This window comes from Curtobacterium sp. WHRI 8282, assembly GCF_040223925.2.
Classification (GTDB): Bacteria; Actinomycetota; Actinomycetes; order Actinomycetales; family Microbacteriaceae; genus Curtobacterium; species Curtobacterium flaccumfaciens.
In genome coordinates, this window is record NZ_JBEHCD020000004.1 from 343,554 (window position 1) to 361,990 (window position 18,437).

General features: G+C 72.2%; 18 protein-coding genes. 3 read left to right on the forward strand and 15 right to left on the reverse strand.

Annotation, left to right across the window (positions count from 1 at the left end):
- Positions 1 to 16: 16 nt before the first annotated feature.
- The 4 genes from ABRP24_RS15470 to ABRP24_RS15485 form a co-directional block, all read right to left on the reverse strand.
- The gene (locus ABRP24_RS15470) at positions 17 to 1,132 is read right to left on the reverse strand and encodes a heparan-alpha-glucosaminide N-acetyltransferase domain-containing protein (RefSeq protein WP_349849106.1); all 1,116 of its coding nucleotides are present in this window, start codon (positions 1,130 to 1,132) and stop codon (positions 17 to 19) included.
- A 5-nt stretch (positions 1,133 to 1,137) separates the two neighbouring features.
- Positions 1,138 to 2,511 carry an FAD-dependent oxidoreductase gene (locus tag ABRP24_RS15475; protein ID WP_071247400.1) on the reverse strand — a complete coding sequence of 458 codons (1,374 nt, stop codon included), beginning with the start codon at positions 2,509 to 2,511 and terminating at the stop codon, positions 1,138 to 1,140.
- 84 nt (positions 2,512 to 2,595) lie between these two features.
- Positions 2,596 to 3,672 carry a polyprenyl synthetase family protein gene (locus tag ABRP24_RS15480; RefSeq protein ID WP_027466355.1) on the reverse strand — a complete coding sequence of 359 codons (1,077 nt, stop codon included), beginning with the start codon at positions 3,670 to 3,672 and terminating at the stop codon, positions 2,596 to 2,598.
- A 31-nt stretch (positions 3,673 to 3,703) separates the two neighbouring features.
- Positions 3,704 to 4,495 carry a demethylmenaquinone methyltransferase gene (locus ABRP24_RS15485; RefSeq protein WP_017888622.1) on the reverse strand — a complete coding sequence of 264 codons (792 nt, stop codon included), beginning with the start codon at positions 4,493 to 4,495 and terminating at the stop codon, positions 3,704 to 3,706.
- 86 nt (positions 4,496 to 4,581) lie between these two features.
- On the opposite strand from ABRP24_RS15485, the gene ABRP24_RS15490 reads away from it, so the two are divergent.
- Positions 4,582 to 5,841, forward strand: coding sequence for an isochorismate synthase MenF (locus ABRP24_RS15490; protein WP_176709102.1), 1,260 nt, complete (start codon positions 4,582 to 4,584; stop codon positions 5,839 to 5,841).
- A gap of 82 nt (positions 5,842 to 5,923) precedes the next feature.
- Here the strand turns inward: ABRP24_RS15490 and menD are convergent, their stop codons facing one another.
- Complete coding sequence (gene menD / locus ABRP24_RS15495) at positions 5,924 to 7,729, reverse strand: 2-succinyl-5-enolpyruvyl-6-hydroxy-3-cyclohexene-1-carboxylic-acid synthase (RefSeq protein ID WP_349849128.1); 1,806 nt, start codon at positions 7,727 to 7,729, stop codon at positions 5,924 to 5,926.
- Positions 7,722 to 8,081 carry a PLDc N-terminal domain-containing protein gene (locus ABRP24_RS15500; protein ID WP_071406307.1) on the reverse strand — a complete coding sequence of 120 codons (360 nt, stop codon included), beginning with the start codon at positions 8,079 to 8,081 and terminating at the stop codon, positions 7,722 to 7,724. Before ABRP24_RS15500 ends, menD begins: the two co-directional genes overlap by 8 nt.
- Positions 8,082 to 8,146: 65 nt before the next feature.
- Between ABRP24_RS15500 and ABRP24_RS15505 the strand changes: the two genes are divergently transcribed.
- Positions 8,147 to 8,482: a DUF4229 domain-containing protein gene (locus ABRP24_RS15505; RefSeq protein WP_071247405.1), complete on the forward strand. Its 336-nt coding sequence runs from the start codon at positions 8,147 to 8,149 to the stop codon at positions 8,480 to 8,482.
- Between the two features lie 39 nt (positions 8,483 to 8,521).
- On the opposite strand, the gene ABRP24_RS15510 is transcribed toward ABRP24_RS15505, so the two are convergent.
- Genes ABRP24_RS15510 through ABRP24_RS15525 form a run of 4 tightly spaced genes read right to left on the reverse strand, consistent with a single transcriptional unit; the run spans position 8,522 to position 12,009 of the window.
- The gene (locus ABRP24_RS15510; RefSeq protein WP_349849108.1) at positions 8,522 to 9,523 is read right to left on the reverse strand and encodes a 1,4-dihydroxy-2-naphthoate polyprenyltransferase; all 1,002 of its coding nucleotides are present in this window, start codon (positions 9,521 to 9,523) and stop codon (positions 8,522 to 8,524) included.
- 5 nt (positions 9,524 to 9,528) lie between these two features.
- Complete coding sequence (locus ABRP24_RS15515) at positions 9,529 to 10,704, reverse strand: AMP-binding protein (RefSeq protein ID WP_349849110.1); 1,176 nt, start codon at positions 10,702 to 10,704, stop codon at positions 9,529 to 9,531.
- Positions 10,704 to 11,633, reverse strand: coding sequence for a 1,4-dihydroxy-2-naphthoyl-CoA synthase (locus tag ABRP24_RS15520; protein ID WP_071406303.1), 930 nt, complete (start codon positions 11,631 to 11,633; stop codon positions 10,704 to 10,706). The genes ABRP24_RS15515 and ABRP24_RS15520 overlap by 1 nt, the downstream gene beginning before the upstream one ends.
- Before the next feature lie 31 nt (positions 11,634 to 11,664).
- A complete protein-coding gene (locus ABRP24_RS15525; RefSeq protein WP_027466348.1) occupies positions 11,665 to 12,009 on the reverse strand; it encodes a hypothetical protein in 345 nt (114 codons plus the stop codon).
- A gap of 317 nt (positions 12,010 to 12,326) precedes the next feature.
- Between ABRP24_RS15525 and ABRP24_RS15530 the strand changes: the two genes are divergently transcribed.
- Entirely contained in the window at positions 12,327 to 13,316 is a 990-nt protein-coding gene (locus ABRP24_RS15530; RefSeq protein WP_349849112.1) for an o-succinylbenzoate synthase, read from the forward strand.
- A gap of 291 nt (positions 13,317 to 13,607) precedes the next feature.
- On the opposite strand, the gene ccsB is transcribed toward ABRP24_RS15530, so the two are convergent.
- Genes ccsB through ABRP24_RS15555 form a run of 5 tightly spaced genes read right to left on the reverse strand, consistent with a single transcriptional unit; the run spans position 13,608 to position 18,376 of the window.
- Positions 13,608 to 14,627, reverse strand: a complete 1,020-nt coding sequence (ccsB, locus tag ABRP24_RS15535) for a c-type cytochrome biogenesis protein CcsB (RefSeq protein WP_349849130.1) — start codon at positions 14,625 to 14,627, stop codon at positions 13,608 to 13,610.
- 5 nt (positions 14,628 to 14,632) lie between these two features.
- Complete coding sequence (locus ABRP24_RS15540; protein ID WP_349849114.1) at positions 14,633 to 16,357, reverse strand: cytochrome c biogenesis protein ResB; 1,725 nt, start codon at positions 16,355 to 16,357, stop codon at positions 14,633 to 14,635.
- The gene (locus ABRP24_RS15545; RefSeq protein WP_071247888.1) at positions 16,341 to 17,039 is read right to left on the reverse strand and encodes a cytochrome c biogenesis CcdA family protein; all 699 of its coding nucleotides are present in this window, start codon (positions 17,037 to 17,039) and stop codon (positions 16,341 to 16,343) included. The genes ABRP24_RS15540 and ABRP24_RS15545 overlap by 17 nt, the downstream gene beginning before the upstream one ends.
- A gap of 45 nt (positions 17,040 to 17,084) precedes the next feature.
- On the reverse strand, positions 17,085 to 17,723 hold the full coding sequence (locus ABRP24_RS15550; RefSeq protein ID WP_349849116.1) for a TlpA disulfide reductase family protein: 639 nt from the start codon (positions 17,721 to 17,723) through the stop codon (positions 17,085 to 17,087).
- The gene (locus tag ABRP24_RS15555; protein WP_214529588.1) at positions 17,720 to 18,376 is read right to left on the reverse strand and encodes a histidine phosphatase family protein; all 657 of its coding nucleotides are present in this window, start codon (positions 18,374 to 18,376) and stop codon (positions 17,720 to 17,722) included. The genes ABRP24_RS15550 and ABRP24_RS15555 overlap by 4 nt, the downstream gene beginning before the upstream one ends.
- Between the last annotated feature and the right edge of the window lie 61 nt (positions 18,377 to 18,437).

The window sequence follows — 18,437 nt, forward strand, 5'->3', positions numbered from 1 at the left end:
GCTCCGCCAGGTGCGCTCAGCGCATCGGGACGAGGGACACCAGGGCCCCCACCACCCGCTCGAGCGGGCCGCGACCCAGGAACCGCCGCCACAGCATCGCGAAGACCACCGAGCCGAGGGCGAACCAGCCCCAGGCCTCGACCGACTCGGGGGAGGTCGGCAGCATCGCGATGACCACGAGGTGCCCCGAGTACACCGTCAGCGGCATCGAGCCGACCGCGGCCAGGGGGAACGCGATCCGCTCGGCGAAACGCCCGCGGCCGTCGAACACGAGCAGGCACAGGGCGATCACGGCGACCGCCACCCCGGCCGTCCCCACCACGTCGACGACTGACGACGAGTGGTCACGCGGGGACAGGAACAGCTGTGCGAGGGCCTGGCCGGGGGTCGAGCCCTCGCCCGCGTACGGGACCCCGGGGAACGCCAGGGCCGCGTCGTCCGGCAGCGGGGCGAGGACCGACCCGGCGACGTACGCGGTGGTGGCGACCAGTGCGCCGGACACGAGGAGCGCAACCTGCCGGCCACGTTCCTCCAGGCCTGCCCGGGCGACCGCGAGCCCCACCAGGACGTACGCCAGGAAGGTGACCACGGGGTAGACCAGGCCGAGCTGGACGCCGATCATGCCGGCGTCCGCGTAGGCCGGCGCGATCGTCAGCGCGGCGAGCGGCGACAGCACCGCGCAGAGCGCGGCGATGCCGAGCAGCGCCACCGGTCGGACGCGGAGCACCGGGACCACCAGCAGGAACAGCACCCCGTAGGTCGGCAGGATCACGTACACGGGGGTGTCGAGCGCCATCAGGGCGAACCCGATGACGACGACCACCACGGCGCGGATGGCGAGCCGGGCACGGATGCGGCCGATGGTGGGCGGGCCGGGCGGGTCGGCACGGCCGCTCGTCAGGCCGATCGAGACCCCGGCGAGGACCGCGAACAGTGTGGACGGGCGGCCGTGGGCGACGGCGGTCCAGGTGGCGGGGTCGGTCCAGTCGAGCTGCTCCGCGATGCCGCCGACGTGTGCGGCCATCATGCCGAGCAGCGCGACCGCACGGGCCACGTCCACGCCCTGCAGCCGTGACCCCGACGCGGACGCGCCCCGCACCGCGGTGGGCGGGACGGGGCGCGTGTCGGTCATGGTCGTCAGCTGGTCGGGGTGTCGACGCGGCCGAGCGAGACGTCGATCATCTCGTCGCGCGGCACCACCTTGATGCGCTCGCGCCCGTCGACCGCACCGAGCGCCTGCTCGTGGGTGTCGAGGTGGTGCCAGCCCTCGAGGTCGGTGTACTCGACACCGCGCTCGCGGAGCAGGGCCGGGATGGCCTCGTCGGACGGGTCCTCCGGGGTCCACCAGCTCGCCTGGTCGTTGACGATGTGCTGCACGGTCTCCATCGCGTCGGACTTCGTGTGTCCGATGAGCCCGACCGGACCGCGCTTGATCCAGCCGGTGGCGTACACCCCGGGGATCTGCTGGTTGTCGTCGTCGAGGACCTGGCCCTCGTGGTTCGGGATGACACCGTGCCGCTCGTCGAACGGCACCCCGGGCAGCGGGGAACCGAAGTACCCGACCGCGCGGTAGGCGGCCTGGATCGGGATCTCGCGGATCTCGCCGGTGCCCTCGACGCCGCCCTCGCCGTTCGGACGGGTGCGCTCGTAGCGGATGGCGGTCAGCTTGCCCTGCTCGTCGCCGACGAACTCGATCGGCTTCGCGTAGAAGTGCAGGTGGAGCCGGCGGCTGGCCTGGCCGACCTCGCGCGTGCGCCACTGCTCGAGGACACGGTTGATCACCATGACCTGCTTGTTCGTCGCGATCGCGGTCTTCGACGCCTCGTCGTGGTCGAAGTCCTCGTCGTAGACCACCATGTCGACGTCACGGACCTCGCCGAGCTCGCGGAGCTCGAGCGGCGTGAACTTCACCTGCGCCGGACCGCGGCGGCCGAAGACGTGCACGTCCGTGACCGGCGATGCTTTGAGGCCCTCGTACACGTTCGCGGGGATCTCGGTCGGTAGCAGGTCGTCGGCGTGCTTCGCCAGGATGCGCGAGACGTCGAGGGCGACGTTGCCGACGCCGATGACCGCGACGCTCTCGGCGTGCAGCGGCCAGGTGCGCGGGACGTCGGGGTGGCCGTCGAACCAGCTCACGAACTCGGCTGCGCCGTACGAGCCGTCGAGGTCGACACCGGGGATGTCGAGGTCGGCGTCCTTGATCGCACCGGTCGAGAACACCACCGCGTTGTAGTGCTTCTTGAGGTCCTCGAGGGTGATGTCCTCGCCGTAGCGGACGTTGCCGAACAGCCGGACGACACCGCGGTCGAGGACGTCACGCAGGGCGTTGATGATGCCCTTGATGCGCGGGTGGTCGGGGGCGACGCCGTACCGGACGAGACCGTAGGGCGCGGGGAGCTGCTCGAACAGGTCGATCGACACGTCGTAGCCGTGCGCCTCGCGCAGCAGGATGTCCGCGGCGTAGATGCCGGCCGGGCCGGCGCCGACGATGGCGAGTCGGAGGGTGGGCACTGATCGTCTCCAGTTCGTTCGGGTGGGGGTTCCCGGGGGCCTCCCGACCGGGCCGCCGTGGGCGTGCCGCGTCGGGAGGGGTGTTCAGCGGCTTCGGTCGACGACGGAGTCCGCGAAGCGGGTGAGTGCCCGTTTCACGGTGCCGTCGGGGAGCGGGGCGAGGGCGGCGACGGCTTCGCGGGCCCAGGCGACGGCGACGGCGCGGGTCGCCGCGGTCGCCTCGTGTTCGCGGAGCGCGGCGACGGCCGACTGGTACGGCGCGGAGTCGACCACGTCGTCGGGCGCACCGTTGACGTCGCGCTCGATGCGCTCGACCAGGTGTTGCGCGGACGGATCGGTCGCGGCCATCCGGCGCAGCTGCAGGACCGGCAGGGTGTCCACGCCTGCGCGCAGGTCGTTGCCGGCGATCTTGCCCGTCTTGTCCGTCGCGGGGGCGAGGTCGATGACGTCGTCGACGAGCTGGAAGGCCACGCCGACCTTCTCGCCGAAGGTACCGACGGCGTCGAGGTAGGCGCGGTCGGCACCGGAGAACATCACGCCGGCGCGTGCCGCGGTGGCGATGAGCGAACCGGTCTTGTCGCTGAGCACCTGGATGTAGTGCTCGAGCGGGTCGTCGTCCGGCTGCGGCCCCGTCGTCTCGTGCAGCTGCCCCATGCAGAGGCGCTGGAAGGTCTCGGCCTGCATCCGGATGCCCTCGGTGCCGAGGTCGGCCGTGATCAGGCTGGCGCGGGCGAAGAGCAGGTCACCGGTCAGGATCGCCACGTTGTTGCCGTAGGTGATCTGCGCGGCGGGGACCCCGCGGCGGACGGGTGCCTCGTCCATGACGTCGTCGTGGTACAGGGACGCCAGGTGCGTGGTCTCGATGCTCACCGCGGCCTTGACCACGGCGTCGGTCACGCCGTCACCGAGCTGAGCGATGAGGAGCGTCAGGGTCGGGCGGATGCGCTTGCCACCGGCGGACAGCAGGTACCGGCTGGTGGTGTCGGCGAGGGTGTCGGTGGAACGCATGGCGTCCTCGAGCCCCTGCTCGACGAGTTCGAGCCCGTCGTCGACCGCGGAGATGAAGCGTCGGTCGGCGGGCGTGGCGAACAACCGCTCGCCGATGCCCAGCGATGCGCGCAGGCTCGGCGCGCGACGTGCGACCGGGACGCTCGGATTCAAGTGCTGCTCCGTCTTCGGGGGTGGTGACCGGTCAGTCGGCGGCCGGGTCGACGCGCGGCTGCTCGCCGGTGTTCTGGTGGTCGCGGCGGGCCTTCGCACGCCGTGCCGCGGACTCGCGCACCGTGTCGGCGACGGGCTTGCGGCCACGGTGCAGTGCGACGATACCGGCCGTCAGGTTGCGGTAGGCGACCACCGAGAAGCCGACACCGCGGAGCCACTGGGTGAGCACCTGCTGGTCGGGCCACGCGTCGATCGACTCGGCGAGGTAGCGGTAGGCGGCCGGATTGCTGCTCGAGAGCCGCGCGATGCCCGGGAGCACGCGCTTCAGGTAGGTGCCGTAGCCGAAGCGCAGCAGGGCGCGGGGCGGCGTCGAGAACTCACAGATGACGACGCGGCCACCGGGCTTCAGGACGCGCAGCATCTCGGCGAGCGCCTGCTTCGGGTCGTTCACGTTGCGCAGCCCGAACGAGATCGTGACGGCGTCGAACGTGTCGTCGTCGAAGGGCAGCTGCTCGGCGTCGCCCTCGACGAAGGTGATCTCGGGGTGGCGTTCACGGCCGACGGCGATCATGCCGGCGGACAGGTCGAGCGCGGTGACCTCGGCGCCCTTCTTGGCGAAGGCCGCCGCGCTGGTCCCGGTGCCCGCGGCGATGTCGAGGACCTTCTCGCCGGGCTGCGGGTCGACCGCGCGGACCGTGGCGACACGCCACAGCGGGGCGTTGCCCGCCGACAGGATGTCGTTCGTGAGGTCGTACTTGGCCGCGACGTCGTCGAACATCGCCGCCACCTCGTCCGGGCGCTTGTTCAGGTCCGCTCTGCTCACACGATCAATCCTAGAGGTCCCGACCGAGCGTTCACCGGACTCGCAGCCACCCGGGCGGTGCGGGATCGGCGCGTAGCATCGGAGCCGTGACCCGAACCACCACGGCGGCGCCCCCGCTGACGGTCTCGACCCGGATCCTCGACGACCCGGGCGCCGTCCTCCGCCACACGCTCCGCGACCGTCCCCTCGCCTTCGTCCGGAACGGCGACGGCATCGTCGGCATCGGCGAGGCACTCCGGTTCACCTTCACCGGCCCCGACCGGATGCGTGACGCCGCGGCCCTCTGGCGCAGCGTCGTCGAGACCGCCGTCGTCGACGACCCGGTGCAGCTGCGCGGTTCGGGGCTCGTCGCGTTCGGGTCGTTCGCCTTCGCCGACGACTCCGCCGACGAGAGCGTGCTCATCGTGCCCCGGGTGGTCCTCGGTCGGCGGCGCGGCAAGGCCTGGCTGACCGCGATCGACACGACGCTCGGCGCAGAGCCCCTGGCCTTCACCCGGACCTCGGTCCCGGTCCCCCACGTCGGGCCGCACGTCTCCGTCGCGCTGCGTCCCGGGCACATCGACGAAGACACCTACGCCGCCAACGTGTCGGAGGCCGTCCGCCGCATCGTGTCCGGGAGCGCCCGCAAGGTGGTGCTCGCCCGCGACCTCGTCGGCACGCTGCCGCCGGGAGCCGATCGACGGGCGGTCCTGCTCGACCTCGCGGCCGCCTACCCGCAGTGCGTGACCTTCGCGGTGGACGGGCTGATCGGCGCCACCCCCGAGACCCTCGCCCGCACCGACGGCACGCGGCTGACCGCACGGGTGCTCGCCGGCAGCGCCGCCCGGGGCACCGACGAGGTGTCCGACCGGGCTGCAGCAGAGGCCCTGGCCAGCAGCGCCAAGGACGTCGAGGAGCACACCTTCGCGATCGACAGTCTGCTCGCGGCCCTCGCCCCGCTCGCGACGGACCTGCGCGCCGACGCCGAACCGTTCCGGCTGCAGCTGCCGAACCTGTGGCACCTGGCGACGGACGTGCAGGCCACGCTGCCGCCCGACACCACGTCACTGGACGTCGCCGACGCCCTGCACCCGACGGCCGCGGTCGCCGGCACCCCGACCGACGTGGCCGTGCAGTTGGTCGCCGAGCTCGAGGGCGTCGACCGCGGCCGCTACGCCGGGCCGGTCGGCTGGATGAGTGCGACGGGTGACGGCGAGTGGATGCTCGCGCTCCGCAGCGCCCGGATCGACGACGACGGCACCGTCCGAGCCTGGGCGGGGGCCGGGATCGTCGCTGGTTCGGAGCCCGCGCGCGAGGTCGCCGAGACCGCCCTGAAGTTCCGGCCGATCACCGACGCGCTGGCCTGAGGCAGCCGCGCGACCCGCGCGACCGGGTAGCCGCGCGACCCGCGCGACCGCGTAGCCGCGCGGGGCGCAGCCGCGCGACCGGTCAGTCCGACAGCGGGACCTCGATCACGACCCGCTCGGCGGGGTCGGTGAGCACCCGCTCGAGGTCACCCCACGTCGCCGCCCGGCGGTACTCCCACCCGAGGCCCGTGACGACCCGCTCGACGTCGACGTGCTGCGGGGTCGACATCATCCGCCGCATGTCGGCCTCCGGCGTGGTCTTCGCCACCTCGAGCCCTCGGAAGATCGCGCCACCGTGGTCGTTGCCGACGACGACCTGCACCCGGTGGGTGCGTTCCTCGGTGCCGGTGACGAACGCTCCGAGGTCGTGCAGCAGCGTCAGGTCACCGAGGAGCACGCGGGTGGTGCCCACCGAGGCCGAGGACTGTTCGAGCGCCGCGGCGATGCCGAGCGCGGTCGAGACGGTGCCGTCGATGCCGGCGAGCCCGCGGTTCGCGTGCACCCGGATCTTCTTGCCGAGCACCCGGGCATCGGCTTCACGGATGAGCTGCGACGCCCCGAGGACCAGCCGGTCGTGCGGCCAGGTCACGCCCCAGACGGCCTCGGCGAGCATGGCGCGGTCGACGGGTCGGCGACGGAGCGCGACCTCGTCACGCAGGAACTTGTTCCGCTCGACGCGGTCGGCGGAGCGCTTGGCGTCGAGGTCCGGGCCGGCGTCGCCGTCCCCCAGGATCCGGCGGCTGGAGCCGACCCAGCGGCCGACCCACGCGCGGTGCTCCGGCCGGGTCCGGCCCGTCACGCGGACGTCGGACACGAAGGTGGTCAATGATTCGCTGGGCCCACGCCGCCGGTTCCCGGGCGACGCGCCAGCGGCGTCCGGGCCGTGCCGGTGGGGAGAGGCGCGGGCCGGGTCGAAGGGGTCGGCCGCCGGTCCGCGGACCACGATCGTCTCGACCCCGTCGCGCTGCAGGAGCGCGGGGACCTCCCTGCTGAGGGTCGGGTGGCCGAGCACGACGGCCCGGCGGACGGCACCGCCGTGGTCCGGGTCGCGCAGCAGCTCGCGGTAGGCCACGACCAGGTTGCGGCCGAAGCGCGCGCCGCTCGAGACCTCGGCGAGGAGCGGCGCCCCGAGTTCCCAGGCGATCCGCTCGGCGTCTTCGCCGGCGTCGTGCCCGGCGATGACGACGGTGCCCGGTTCGTCGTCCGGGGTGAGTTCGGCGACCGGCAGACCGGTGTGCGCCCGGCGGGTCGCGAACGCCAGGTCGACCTCGTCGTCCGGCACGGGGCTGACGTGCTCCGGGACGAGCCCGGCGGACAGCGGCTCGCGGAACGCGACGTTGAGCTGCGCGGGACCGGGTTGCCCAGTGTGCCCGGCTGCGGCGGCGACGGCCTGTCGGGCGAGGGTGCGCAGGGTGTCGCGGAGCGAGGCGTCGACACCGTGCGCCGACGGGGCCTCGACGTCGCGGACGAAGGCGACGGCCTGACCGAAGATCCCCGGCTGGACGGTGGTCTGGTTGCTGCCGATGCCGCGCAGCTCGTCGGGGCGGTCGGCGCTCAGCACGATCATCGGCACGCCGGAGTGGTGCGCCTCGAGCACGGCGGGGTGCAGGTTCGCCACCGCGGTGCCCGACGTCGTCACCACCGCTGCGGGCCGGTGCGTCTCGACCGCGAGCCCGAGTGCGAAGAACCCGGCGGTCCGTTCGTCCAACCGCACGTGCACGGTCAGCCCACCGGCGCGTTCCAGGGCGACCGCCGCGAGGGCGAGTGCCTGGGAACGCGAACCGGGGCTCACGACGACGTCGGTGACGCCGGCACGCACGAGTTCCTGCAGGAGGGCGAGTGCGGTGTCCGTCGCCGGGCTGCCCGAACCGACGGGGCCGTCAGCGATCGGTGCGGCCGTCGTCGTCGCGCTCGTGGAACTGGTCTTCGAGGTCTCGGAGGGTCGCGTCGTCCTGGTCCTTGTCCGTGAGGGTGGTGCCCGGCTCCGGCGTGGTGCCGAGGAAGTCCGGGTCGTCTTCGGGTCCACGGTAGCGGGCCGACGCACCGGGGTCGGCCGCCGGGGTGCGACCGAGCAGGAACCAGAGCACGCCACCGAGGACGGGCAGGATGATGACGAGCAGGAGCCACACGCCGCGACGCAGGGAACGGACGCGCTGACGCGGCATCGTGCCGCAGTCGATGGCCGCGTACACCGTGAAGGCGACGGCGGCCACGGCGACGATCAACCACAAGCGGACCATGCGGTGAAGTCTAGGTCGCGACCCTGTGATGCCCCTGCCGGTCGGCGCTTCCGTAGACTCACCGTGTGAAAGCGTGGCTCCTGTACACCCTGGCTCGGCTCGGCATCTTCGTGGTGGCGCTCGTGCTCCTCCTGCTCCTGACGCCGATGCCGTGGTACTGGGCGACGATCGTGGCCGCCCTGGTGGGCCTGCTCGTCTCGTACATCGCCCTGTCCGGACTGCGCACGCAGGTGGCCCTGAGCCTGGCGAACCGCCGCGGCACCCCGGAGCGCGACGCCGACTCGGACTTCGAGGACGACTTCGTCGACGCCGCCGACTCCGACGCGGCGGCCACCCCGACCGACCGTCCGGTGTCCGATGCCGAGCGGCACGGAGCGCGACGGGACGCCGACGCCGACTGACCCCGGACGCGGGACCGTCCAGTCGAGCAGCCGGAACGGCTACGGCTGGACGGCCAGGGTGATCCCGAGCACCACGCCGAAGGCGAGCGAGGCGAACGACGACAGCTGCAGGGCCGTGATGAGCTCGCGGGGCTTCCGTGACGACACCCCGATCGCCAGTGCCGGCAGGGCCAGCAGCAGCGAGAAGTACGTGAAGCCCGTGCGGAAGTACAGCAGCACGAACCAGAGCAGCACGACGTACGGCAGCATCAGGAACAGGCCGAAGAGGACGCGGGCCACCGGACGGCCGACGACCACGGCGAGCGTGCGCTTGCCCGCCAGCTGGTCCTCGTCGATGTCGCGGATGTTGTTCACCATCAGGACCGCGCAGGCGAAGAACCCGGCGGCGACGGCGGCTGCCCAGCCGTTGACGGTGACCTCGCGGATCTGCACGAACTGGGTGCCGAGCACGGCGACCAGTCCGAAGAAGACGAAGACGAAGACCTCGCCGAGGGCGTTGTACCCGTACGGCTTCTTGCCACCGGTGTAGAACCAGGCGGCGACGATGGCGGCGGCCCCCACGAGCAGCAGCCACCACAGCTGGGTGAGCAGCACGATGACCAGGCCGGCGACCGCGGCCAGGCCGAAGAACGTCAGGGCGACGGTGAGCACGGTCCGGGGCTTGGCCAGGCCGGCTCCGGTGAGTCGTGCCGGACCGACGCGGTACTGGTCGGTGCCGCGGACCCCGTCGGAGTAGTCGTTGCTGTAGTTCACGCCGATCTGCAGGAACAGCGCCACGGCCAGGGCGAGCAGCGCGACCGCGAGGTGGCCGTCCTTCGCCAGGTAGTCGCCGAAGTCGCCGGGCTCACCGCTGCCGACGAACGCGACGGCGGTGCCGAGCACGACCGGGACGACACCGAGGGTCAGGGTGCGCAGGCGTGCGCCGCCGATCCAGTCGCGTGCGGTCGCCTTCCGCTTGGTGCGGGCGGGGGCAGCGGCCTTCGCCGGGTTGCCGGACCGGCCCTGCTTCTGCGTCGAGTTCTTCGTTCGTGCCACGAGCACCGATCTTATTGCCGATGCGACCGCCCGGCGGCTCGCGGTCCCGACGAGCGGACCGGGTCGGCGAGCGCCTGCACGGCCCGACGGTCGGGTTTGCCCGACGGCAGCATCGGGATCCGGTGCACCAGGACCACGTCGGCGGGGCGGGCGGCACGCCCCAGGGTGGCTCCGACGTGGGCACGCACGGCCTCGAGGTCGAGCGGCTGCTCGGTGACGACGACCGGGACCTCGCCCCACTCCCCCGCCGAGCGCCGGGCGACGACAGCGCTCTCCTGTCCGGGGAGCCCGCGGACGAGCCGTTCGACCGCACCGAGCTGGACCTTCTCGCCGCCGGAGATCACCACGTCGTCGAGGCGTCCGAGCACGCGGACCACGCCGTCCGACAGGGTCGCGGTGTCCCCGGTCCGGTACCAGCGCAGCCCGTCCCGCTCGACGAAGGCCGACGCCGTGCGGGCGTCGTCGTCGAGGTACCCCTCGGCGAGCATCGGCCCGGCCAGGTGCAGCTCGCCGTCGACCAGCGCGGTGCGCACCGTGCCGAACGGGACGCCGTCGTACACGCATCCACCGCTCGTCTCGCTCGCACCGTACGTCGTCACGATCCGGACCCCGGCGTCGAGCGCCCGCTGCCGGAGCGGCGCCGGGGTGGCCTGCCCGCCGACCAGCACCGCGTCGAACCGGGCGAGCGCACGCGTGGCGTCGGGGTCGTCGAGGACTCGTGCGAGCTGCACAGGCACCAGGGAGGTGTAGCGACGGGGCGCGGCCGGACCGACGACGAGCCGTTCGGCCGCCTCGGTGAACGCGGCGGCCGCGAAGTGCCCGGGTGGCACGACGACGGGGTCGGTGCCCGCGGTGATCGAGCGGATCAGGACGTTGATGCCGGCGATGTAGTGCGTCGGCAGTGCGAGCACCCAGCGCCCGGGCCCACCGAGTGCCGCGTCGGCCGCGGCGGCACCGGCGAGGAGCGCCTCGGACGAGAGCGCCACCCGCTTGCCGGTGCCGGTGGACCCGCTCGTCTCGACCACCAGGGCGACCGCCTGACGGACCTCGGCCGGCGGCGGCGTCGGCAGTGCAGGAGCCCCCTCGGCGACGGGGAGCAGTGCGGGGCCGCCGGCGAGTGCTGCCTCCAGGCCGCGCAGCACGGCCGTCGGGTCCGACGTGCCGGTCGCGACCAGCGGACGGGGCATCAGTAGTGCCAGGGGAACGCGGTCCACTCGGGAGCACGCTTCTCGAGGAACGAGTCACGACCCTCGACGGCCTCGTCGGTGCCGTAGGCCAGCCGCGTCGCCTCGCCCGCGAACACCTGCTGGCCGACCATGCCGTCGTCCACGGCGTTGAACGCGTACTTGAGCATCCGGATCGCCGTCGGGGACTTGCCGAGCACGATCTCGCCCCAGCGGATCGCCTCCCGCTCCAGGTCGGCGTGCGGCACCACGGCGTTCACCGCACCCATCTCGTACGCGCGCTGGGCGGAGTACTCCTGCGCGAGGAAGAAGACCTCGCGGGCGAACTTCTGCCCGATCTGCTTGGCGTAGTAGGCGCTGCCGTAACCGCCGTCGAACGAGCCGACGTCGGCATCGGTCTGCTTGAACTTCCCGTGCTCGGCGCTCGCGATGGTGAGGTCGCAGATCGCGTGCAGGGAGTGCCCACCGCCGGCAGCCCAGCCGGGGACGACCGCGATGACGACCTTGGGCATCATCCGGATCAGGCGCTGGACCTCGAGGATGTGCAGCCGCCCCATCGACGCCTGTGCGGCCGCGGGGTCGACGCCCTCCGGCGGTGCACCCTCGTCGCCGACGTACTGGTAGCCGCTCCGCCCCCGGATGCGCTGGTCGCCGCCGGAGCAGAACGCCCACCCGCCGTCCTTCGGGCTCGGGCCGTTGCCGGTGAGCAGCACGACGCCGACACGGGGGTCCTGCCGGGCGTCGTCGAGGGCGCGGTACAGCTCGTCGACCGTGCGCGGGCGGAAGGCGTTGCGGACCTCGGGACGGTCGAAGGCGACCCGGACGATGCCCTTGGAGACGTGCTTGTGGTACGTGATGTCGGTGAACTGCTCCGCGATCGGAGCGGTGGTCCAGACGTCGGGGTCGAACAGGTCGGAGACGGGAGCAGCCATGCTCCCAACGTACCGCCGGGCGTCTGGCGGGTCAGGCGCCCATGTCGGTCAGGATCTCCGGCGCGACGAACACCATGATCACGATGAGGATCACGGGGTTCGCGAAGAACGCCAGGACGACCCCGACGGCGCCGTACCAGCGCCCGAACGAGCCGACGGCGGCGACGAACCCGAGCACCGCGGCGACGAGCGTCAGGAACACGACGACGAAGCAGATGCCGAAGGCGAAGTTCGTGTCACCGCCCATGAACACGGCGAAGGCACTGGCGTCGACCGCGGCGGAGACGACGGCGAGGCCGAGTGCGATCTTGCCGACGACGGGGTTGCGGCGCCTCGTGGCGCCCGTCTGCCGCACGTCGACGGTGTTGCGCTGCATGAGGCTGGCGAAGTCGTCGGAGTCGCGCCCGGCAGCCGCCGCGGGTCGAGCGCCCGCTGCCGGTCGGGCTGCCGCCGCTGGTCGGGCTGCGGCCGCCGATCGGGCTGCCGACGCCGGACGGGCCGCGGCGCCCGACGGGTCGGACGGGCGCTGCGATGCGCGTTGCTGTGCTGCGCGCTGCCGCGGATCCACCGCCACCGAGCCTCCATCGTCTTCGGGTCGTTCCCCTGCCGACCGAGGCCGACCGATGCATGCTAATGCCCTGCCCTGGCGGTCCCCTCCGAGGAACCGGCGGGCCCCCTGGGTGCGGTGGGAGGATGGCGGACGTGCTCCCCGACCTCGCCGAACTCCTCGCCGACGCCCACGTGGTGGCCCTGCCGATGCGCGTGCGGTTCCGCGGCATCACCACGCGCGAGGCGGTCGTGCTGCGCGGCCCCGCAGGCTGGACCGAGTTCTCGCCGTTCGTCGAGTACGACGACGCCGAGGCCGCCGCCTGGCTGCGGGCCACCGTCGACTTCGGGTGGACGGACCACGAACCGGCCGCCGACTCCGTGCCGGTCAACGCCACCGTCCCGGCGATCGCCGCCGACGCCGTCGCCGACCTGCTCGCGCGGTACCCCGGGTGCACCACCGCCAAGGTCAAGGTCGCGGAGCCCGGCACGACGGTCGACGACGACGTCGCCCGTGTCGCCGCGGTCCGCCGGGTGATGGGGCCCGAGGCCGCGGTCCGGGTCGACGCGAACGGGCTGTGGAGCGTGGAGCAGGCCACCGCGGCGCTGGAGCGGCTCGCACCGTTCGACCTGCAGTACGCCGAGCAGCCCTGTGCGACGGTGCCCGAGCTCGCCGAGCTCCGGTCGCGCGTCGCCGGCCTCGGGGTCCGGGTCGCCGCGGACGAGAGCGTCCGGAAGGCGAGCGACCCCCTCGCCGTCGCCCGGGCCGGTGCCGCCGACGTCCTGGTCGTGAAGGCCCAGCCGCTCGGCGGGATCAGCGCGGCCCGTGCCGTCATCGCCGACGCCGGGTTGCCGTGCGTCGTCTCCAGCGCGCTCGACACCTCGGTCGGGCTCGGGATGGGAGCGTTCCTGGCCGCCGCGGCGATGACCCCCGGGTACGCCGCAGGACTCGGGACCGCGGCGATGTTCGCCGGGGACGTCACGGCCGATCCCCTGCTGCCGGTCGGCGGTCGGGTGCCGGTACGCCGGGTCGACGTCGCGCCCGAGCTGGTGGAGCGGTCCGCCGCGTCGCCGGAGCGCACGGCGTGGTGGCGTGCGCGGGTGGCCCGCGTGCACGCACTGCTCGCCGCCGGGTAGCGCACCCGCCGCGTCCTCACGAGACGCCGTCGTCCCCGCAAGACGCCGGCGTCTCCTTTCGGCGCCGCCACGTCATCGAGACGCCGCCACGTCATCGAGACGCCGCCGAGTCATCGAGACGCCGCCGAAACCTGCGGCGTCTCGCCGACGACGCGGCGTCCCACCGACACGACGGCGTCTTCCTGGCCGTGCACGCGACCCGACGACGGACGGGAGGCACGGTGCCAGCTGGCACCGTGCCTCCCGTCCGGTCGTGGTCGCGACCAGGGCCGCATCAGCGACCCATGCGGCTCACAGCCCCGAGTAGCTGTGCAGGCCCTTGAAGAAGACGTTCACGACCGAGAAGTTGAACATCACCGCAGCGAAGCCGATGAGGGCCAGCCAGGACGACCGCGCACCGCGCCAGCCGCGGGTCGCACGGGCGTGGATGTAGCCCGCGTAGACGACCCAGATGATGAAGGTCCAGACCTCTTTCGTGTCCCAGCCCCAGTAGCGACCCCAGGCGCGTTCCGCCCAGATCGCACCGGCGATGAGGGTGAAGGTCCAGAGGACGAAGCCGACGAGCAGGACGCGGTAGGTCAGGACCTCGAGTCGGTCGGCGTCGGGCAGCGTCGCCATGAAGCGGAGCTTGCCGGAGGCCGTGCGGCCCTGGCGGTACGTCTGCACGAGCTGCGCCACCGCGAGCCCCGCGCCGAGCGCGAAGAACCCGGTGCCGGCGATGGCCACGAAGACGTGGATGACCAGCCAGTACGACTGCAGGGCCGGCTGCAGCGGAACGACGGGGACCCAGTAGTTCACCGTCGCGATGCCGAGCAGGATGATCGTCAGGCCGGTGATGAAGACACCGAGGAACTTCAGGTTCTGCCAGAACTGCACGAGCAGGAAGATCAGGGTGATCAGCGCCGTGCCGGTCAGCGAGAACTCGAACATGTTGCCCCACGGCACACGGTCGGCCGCGATGCCGCGGAGGACGACCGAGGCGACGTGCAGCACGAGCGCGAGGATCGTCATCGCCATGCCGACGCGCTCGAACTTCGTGCCGCGGCCGGCCGAGCCACCCGACGGCGGTGCGGCGACCTGCTCGAGCACGACGGTGCCGCCGCGGACGGTCGCGACCGTCTTCGCTCCGCGTGCCGACGTGGCGCCGGCCGCGTCGGACGAGCTGTCGTCGGCGCCCGCGTTCTTCGCGGCGGCCGTGACCTCGCCGGAGCGTTTGGCCATGTCGAGGGCGAACGAGATGAACGCGACCACGTACACCGCCATCGCGGAGTACGTGAGCACGACCGAGTAGGTCGCGAGGTTCGTGGTCATGTCGTTCACTGGGGCATCCTAACTCCGAGGTCCGACGTGTGGCGCTGTGCGATGTCCGCGACGGCCCGTTCGAGGTTCGGGTCCTCGCCGCGTGCGAGTCCGGCGTACTCGAGGTCGTACTCGCCGCCCTGAGCATCGCGACGCGGGACGACCTTCACCCAGACGCGGCGGCGCGGGACGAACAGCGAGGTGAGCAGACCGAGGGTGGAGAGCAGGGCGAACCCGCCCACCCAGAGCTGCGAGGGGTCGTGGTGGACGTCGAGGGAGACGTACCGCTTGACGCCGTCGAAGGTGATCGACCCGGCGCCCTCCGGCAGCTTCTTCGTCTGGCCGGGCTCGAGCGCGATGCTCGCGGTGTCCGACTGCCGACCGGCGATCTGGTCGAGGCCCTTGGTGCTCAGCGTGTACACGCTCTGCGGCACACCGCTGTCGAGCCCGAGGTCACCCGTGTAGACCTGCAGCGTCAGCAGCGGGTTCTGGGTGTCCGGGTAGGCACTCGAGTACGCGCCGCTCGCGAGCTTCGACGCGGTGGGGTAGAAGAACCCGACCATGCCGAGCTGGTCCGGCTTCGCGTCCGGCACCTTGATGACGCCGGTGGAGGTGTAGTTCGCGTCCTCCGGCAGGAACGGCACGACGTCCTTGAACGCCACGTTCCCGTCGCCGTCACGCACCGTGACCTGCATCGCGTAGCCGTTGCCGAGCAGGTAGACGTTCGTGCCGCCGACGTGCAGCGGGTCGTTCACACCGAGGCGGCTCGTCTTCGGCTCGCCGCCCTTCTCGGTGCTCGTGACGGTGGCCGAGTAGTCGAGCGCCTGGCCGAGGGCGTCGAGGTTGCGCTCCTCGTACTTCGTCACGAACTTGTCGAGGCGCAGGTTGTAGCCCTTGAGGTCGGTCTGCTGGAACCAGCGACCGGGGTTGAACGAGTCGTACGAGCCGAGCACGTTCGAGAAGGTCTGCCCCTCGACCAGCAGGCGCTGTCCGGTGAAGCCGAAACCGCCGCCGACACCGACCGCCAGGAGCACCCCGACGAGGGCGGCGTGGAACACCAGGTTGCCGGTCTCGCGCAGGTAGCCGCGCTCCGCGCTCACCGAGTCGCCGAACCGCTCGACGCGGTACCCGGACCGCTTCAGGATCGCCATCGCACGCGTCACCGCGTGCTCGGCGGACGGGAGGCCCGTGGTCGCGTCGATCCCGGTCGTCCCGTCGATCATCGCGTCGGGTTGCACCGCCACGGTGCGGAAGCCCGCCAGTCGCGTCAGGCGCGCGGGGGTCTTCGGCGGACGGGTCCGCAGGGCCTGCCAGTGGTGCTTCGTGCGGGGCACGATGCAGCCGATGAGCGAGATGAAGAGCAGCAGGTAGATAGCGGAGAACCACACCGAGGTGTAGGTGTCGAAGACCTGGAGCTTGTCGAGGACCGGGTAGAGCTGCGGGTGGTCCGCCTTGTACTGCACGACGCCGTTCGGGTCGGCGGTGCGCTGCGGGACGAGCGAGCCCGGGATCGCCGCGAGGGCGAGCAGCATGAGCAGGAACAGCGCCGTGCGCATGCTCGTCAGCTGCCGCCAGAAGAACCGGAGGTACCCGACGAAGCCGAGCTTCGGCTGGTTGACGCCGCCGTCGGTGGGGCCGGAGCCGTCGACGTGGTCGGACGGCCGCTGCGGGTCGGAGGCGCTGTCGGCCCCGTCGCCTGCGCCCGTCGGGATGTGCTCGTTGAGGTCAGACTGCGGGGACAAAGCTCTGGATCACCGCCCCGACGCTCGACATGACGGCCGACCAGATACCGGTGACCATGAGCAGACCGATGACGATCAGGATCGCTCCTCCGATGATGTTGACGGTGCGCATGTGACGCTTCACCGCCGCGATGGCCCCCGTGGCCCAGCCGGCGCCGAGGGCGACGAGGACGAACGGGATGCCGAGCCCGAGGCAGTACGCCACCCCGAGCCACATGCCCTGCCAGGCGCTGCCCGACTGCACGCTGAGCAGGTTGATGGCCGCCAGGGTCGGGCCGAGGCACGGGGTCCAGCCGAGGCCGAACACGATGCCGAGCAGGGGGGCACCGAGGAGCCCCGTGGCCGGGGTCCAGCTGGGCTTGATGGTGCGCTGCAGGAACGTGAACCGACCGACGAACACCAGGCCCATCGCGATCACGACGACCCCGAGGATCTGCGTGATGAGGTCGCGCCACCGCACGAGCCAGAAGCCGAGCGCCCCGAACACGGTGGTGTACGCCACGAACACCGCGGTGAACCCGGCGATGAACAGCAGCACGCCGAGCACCACGCGGCCCCGACGCTGCCCGCCCTCGGCGACTCCGCCGACGTACCCGAGGTACCCCGGAACGAGCGGCAGCACGCACGGGGACAGGAACGACACGAGCCCGGCGAGCGCCGCCACGGGCAGCGCCACGGCCATCTGGCCGCTCAGGATCGCGTCGGCGAAGGGGTTGGAGGTCACGGGTCAGGACGCCTTGCCGGCGTCGAGCTCGTCGCTGACCAGGGTCTGCAGGATGCTCGTGCCGTCGATCGCGCCGAGGACCCGGGCGGCGACGCGGCCCTTGGTGTCGAGGACGATCGTGGCGGGCACCGCGTTCGGTGCGATCTGCCCGGACATCGCCAGCTGCATCGTGCCCGTGCGCTGATCGAGGACGGTCGGGTACCGCACGTCGAAGGTGCGCTCGAAGGCGGCCGCGGTCGCTGCTTCGTCACGCACGTTGACACCGATGAACGCGACGTCGTCGGCGTCGGCGTACTCGTCGTGCACCTGGTTGAGGTACTTCGCCTCGGCACGGCACGGCGGGCAGCTGGCGTACCAGAAGTTCAGGACGACGACCTTGCCACGGAGGTCCTTCGACGAGACGGTGTCGCCGTTCGAGTCCTCGGCCCGGAACGTGACCGGGTCGGTGCGGTCCTTCGCGGAGACCTCGGTCACGGCGCCGTCGCCGGAGATGTAGTTCTGGGTCGTGCCGTTGCCGTACTGCTTCGCGATGCCGCCACTGTCCGACGAGCAGCCGGACAGGACCAGGACGGCGGCCACGGCCGTCGCCGCGAGGACCGCGAACCGCTTGCTGATGACGCGCACACTGCTCGTGCTGTTCACACTGCTCCTTCGTCGACGGCGGTCGCGCGCAGTTCCTGCGCGGGGTCCGCGTACCCGACCTCGGTGAACCGACCGGTCGACGTGGCGGGCACACGTTCGACGGTGGTGATGCTCGACAGGTCGCAGCGGCGCTTGCGCGGGTCGTGCCACAGGGGCTCCCCCGCGAGCTTCCGGTGGACCATCCAGATCGGCAGCTGGTGGCTGACCAGGACGACGTCGCCCTCGTCCACGCTCTCCCACGCCGTGGTCATCGCCGCGAGCATGCGGTTCGCGATGGACTCGTACGCCTCGCCCCAGCTGGGACGCAGCGGGTTCGCGATCCACGGCCACTCCGCCGGGCGGCCGAGCGAGCGCTTCGTGAACCCGGGGGGCTGCCCCTCGTAGCGGTTCGTCGGTTCGATCAGGCGCTCGTCGAGCGTCACGTCGAGCCCGTAGGCGGCCGACCAGGGTGCGGCGGACTCCTGCGTGCGCTGCAGCGGGGACGCGACGATCCGACGCACGTCGACGCCGGCGTCCTTCCAGGCGGTGGCGGAGGTCTGGGCCATCCGCGTGCCGAGGTCGCTCAGCCCGAAGCCCGGGAGCCGGCCGTAGAGGACGCGGCCCGGGTTGTGCACCTCTCCGTGCCGGACGAGGTGGAGACGGGTCGCGGGCATGGGTTCCAGTGTAGGTCGCCCGCGGTTCCCACCGCCCCCTCAGGTGATTCACCGGATGCGG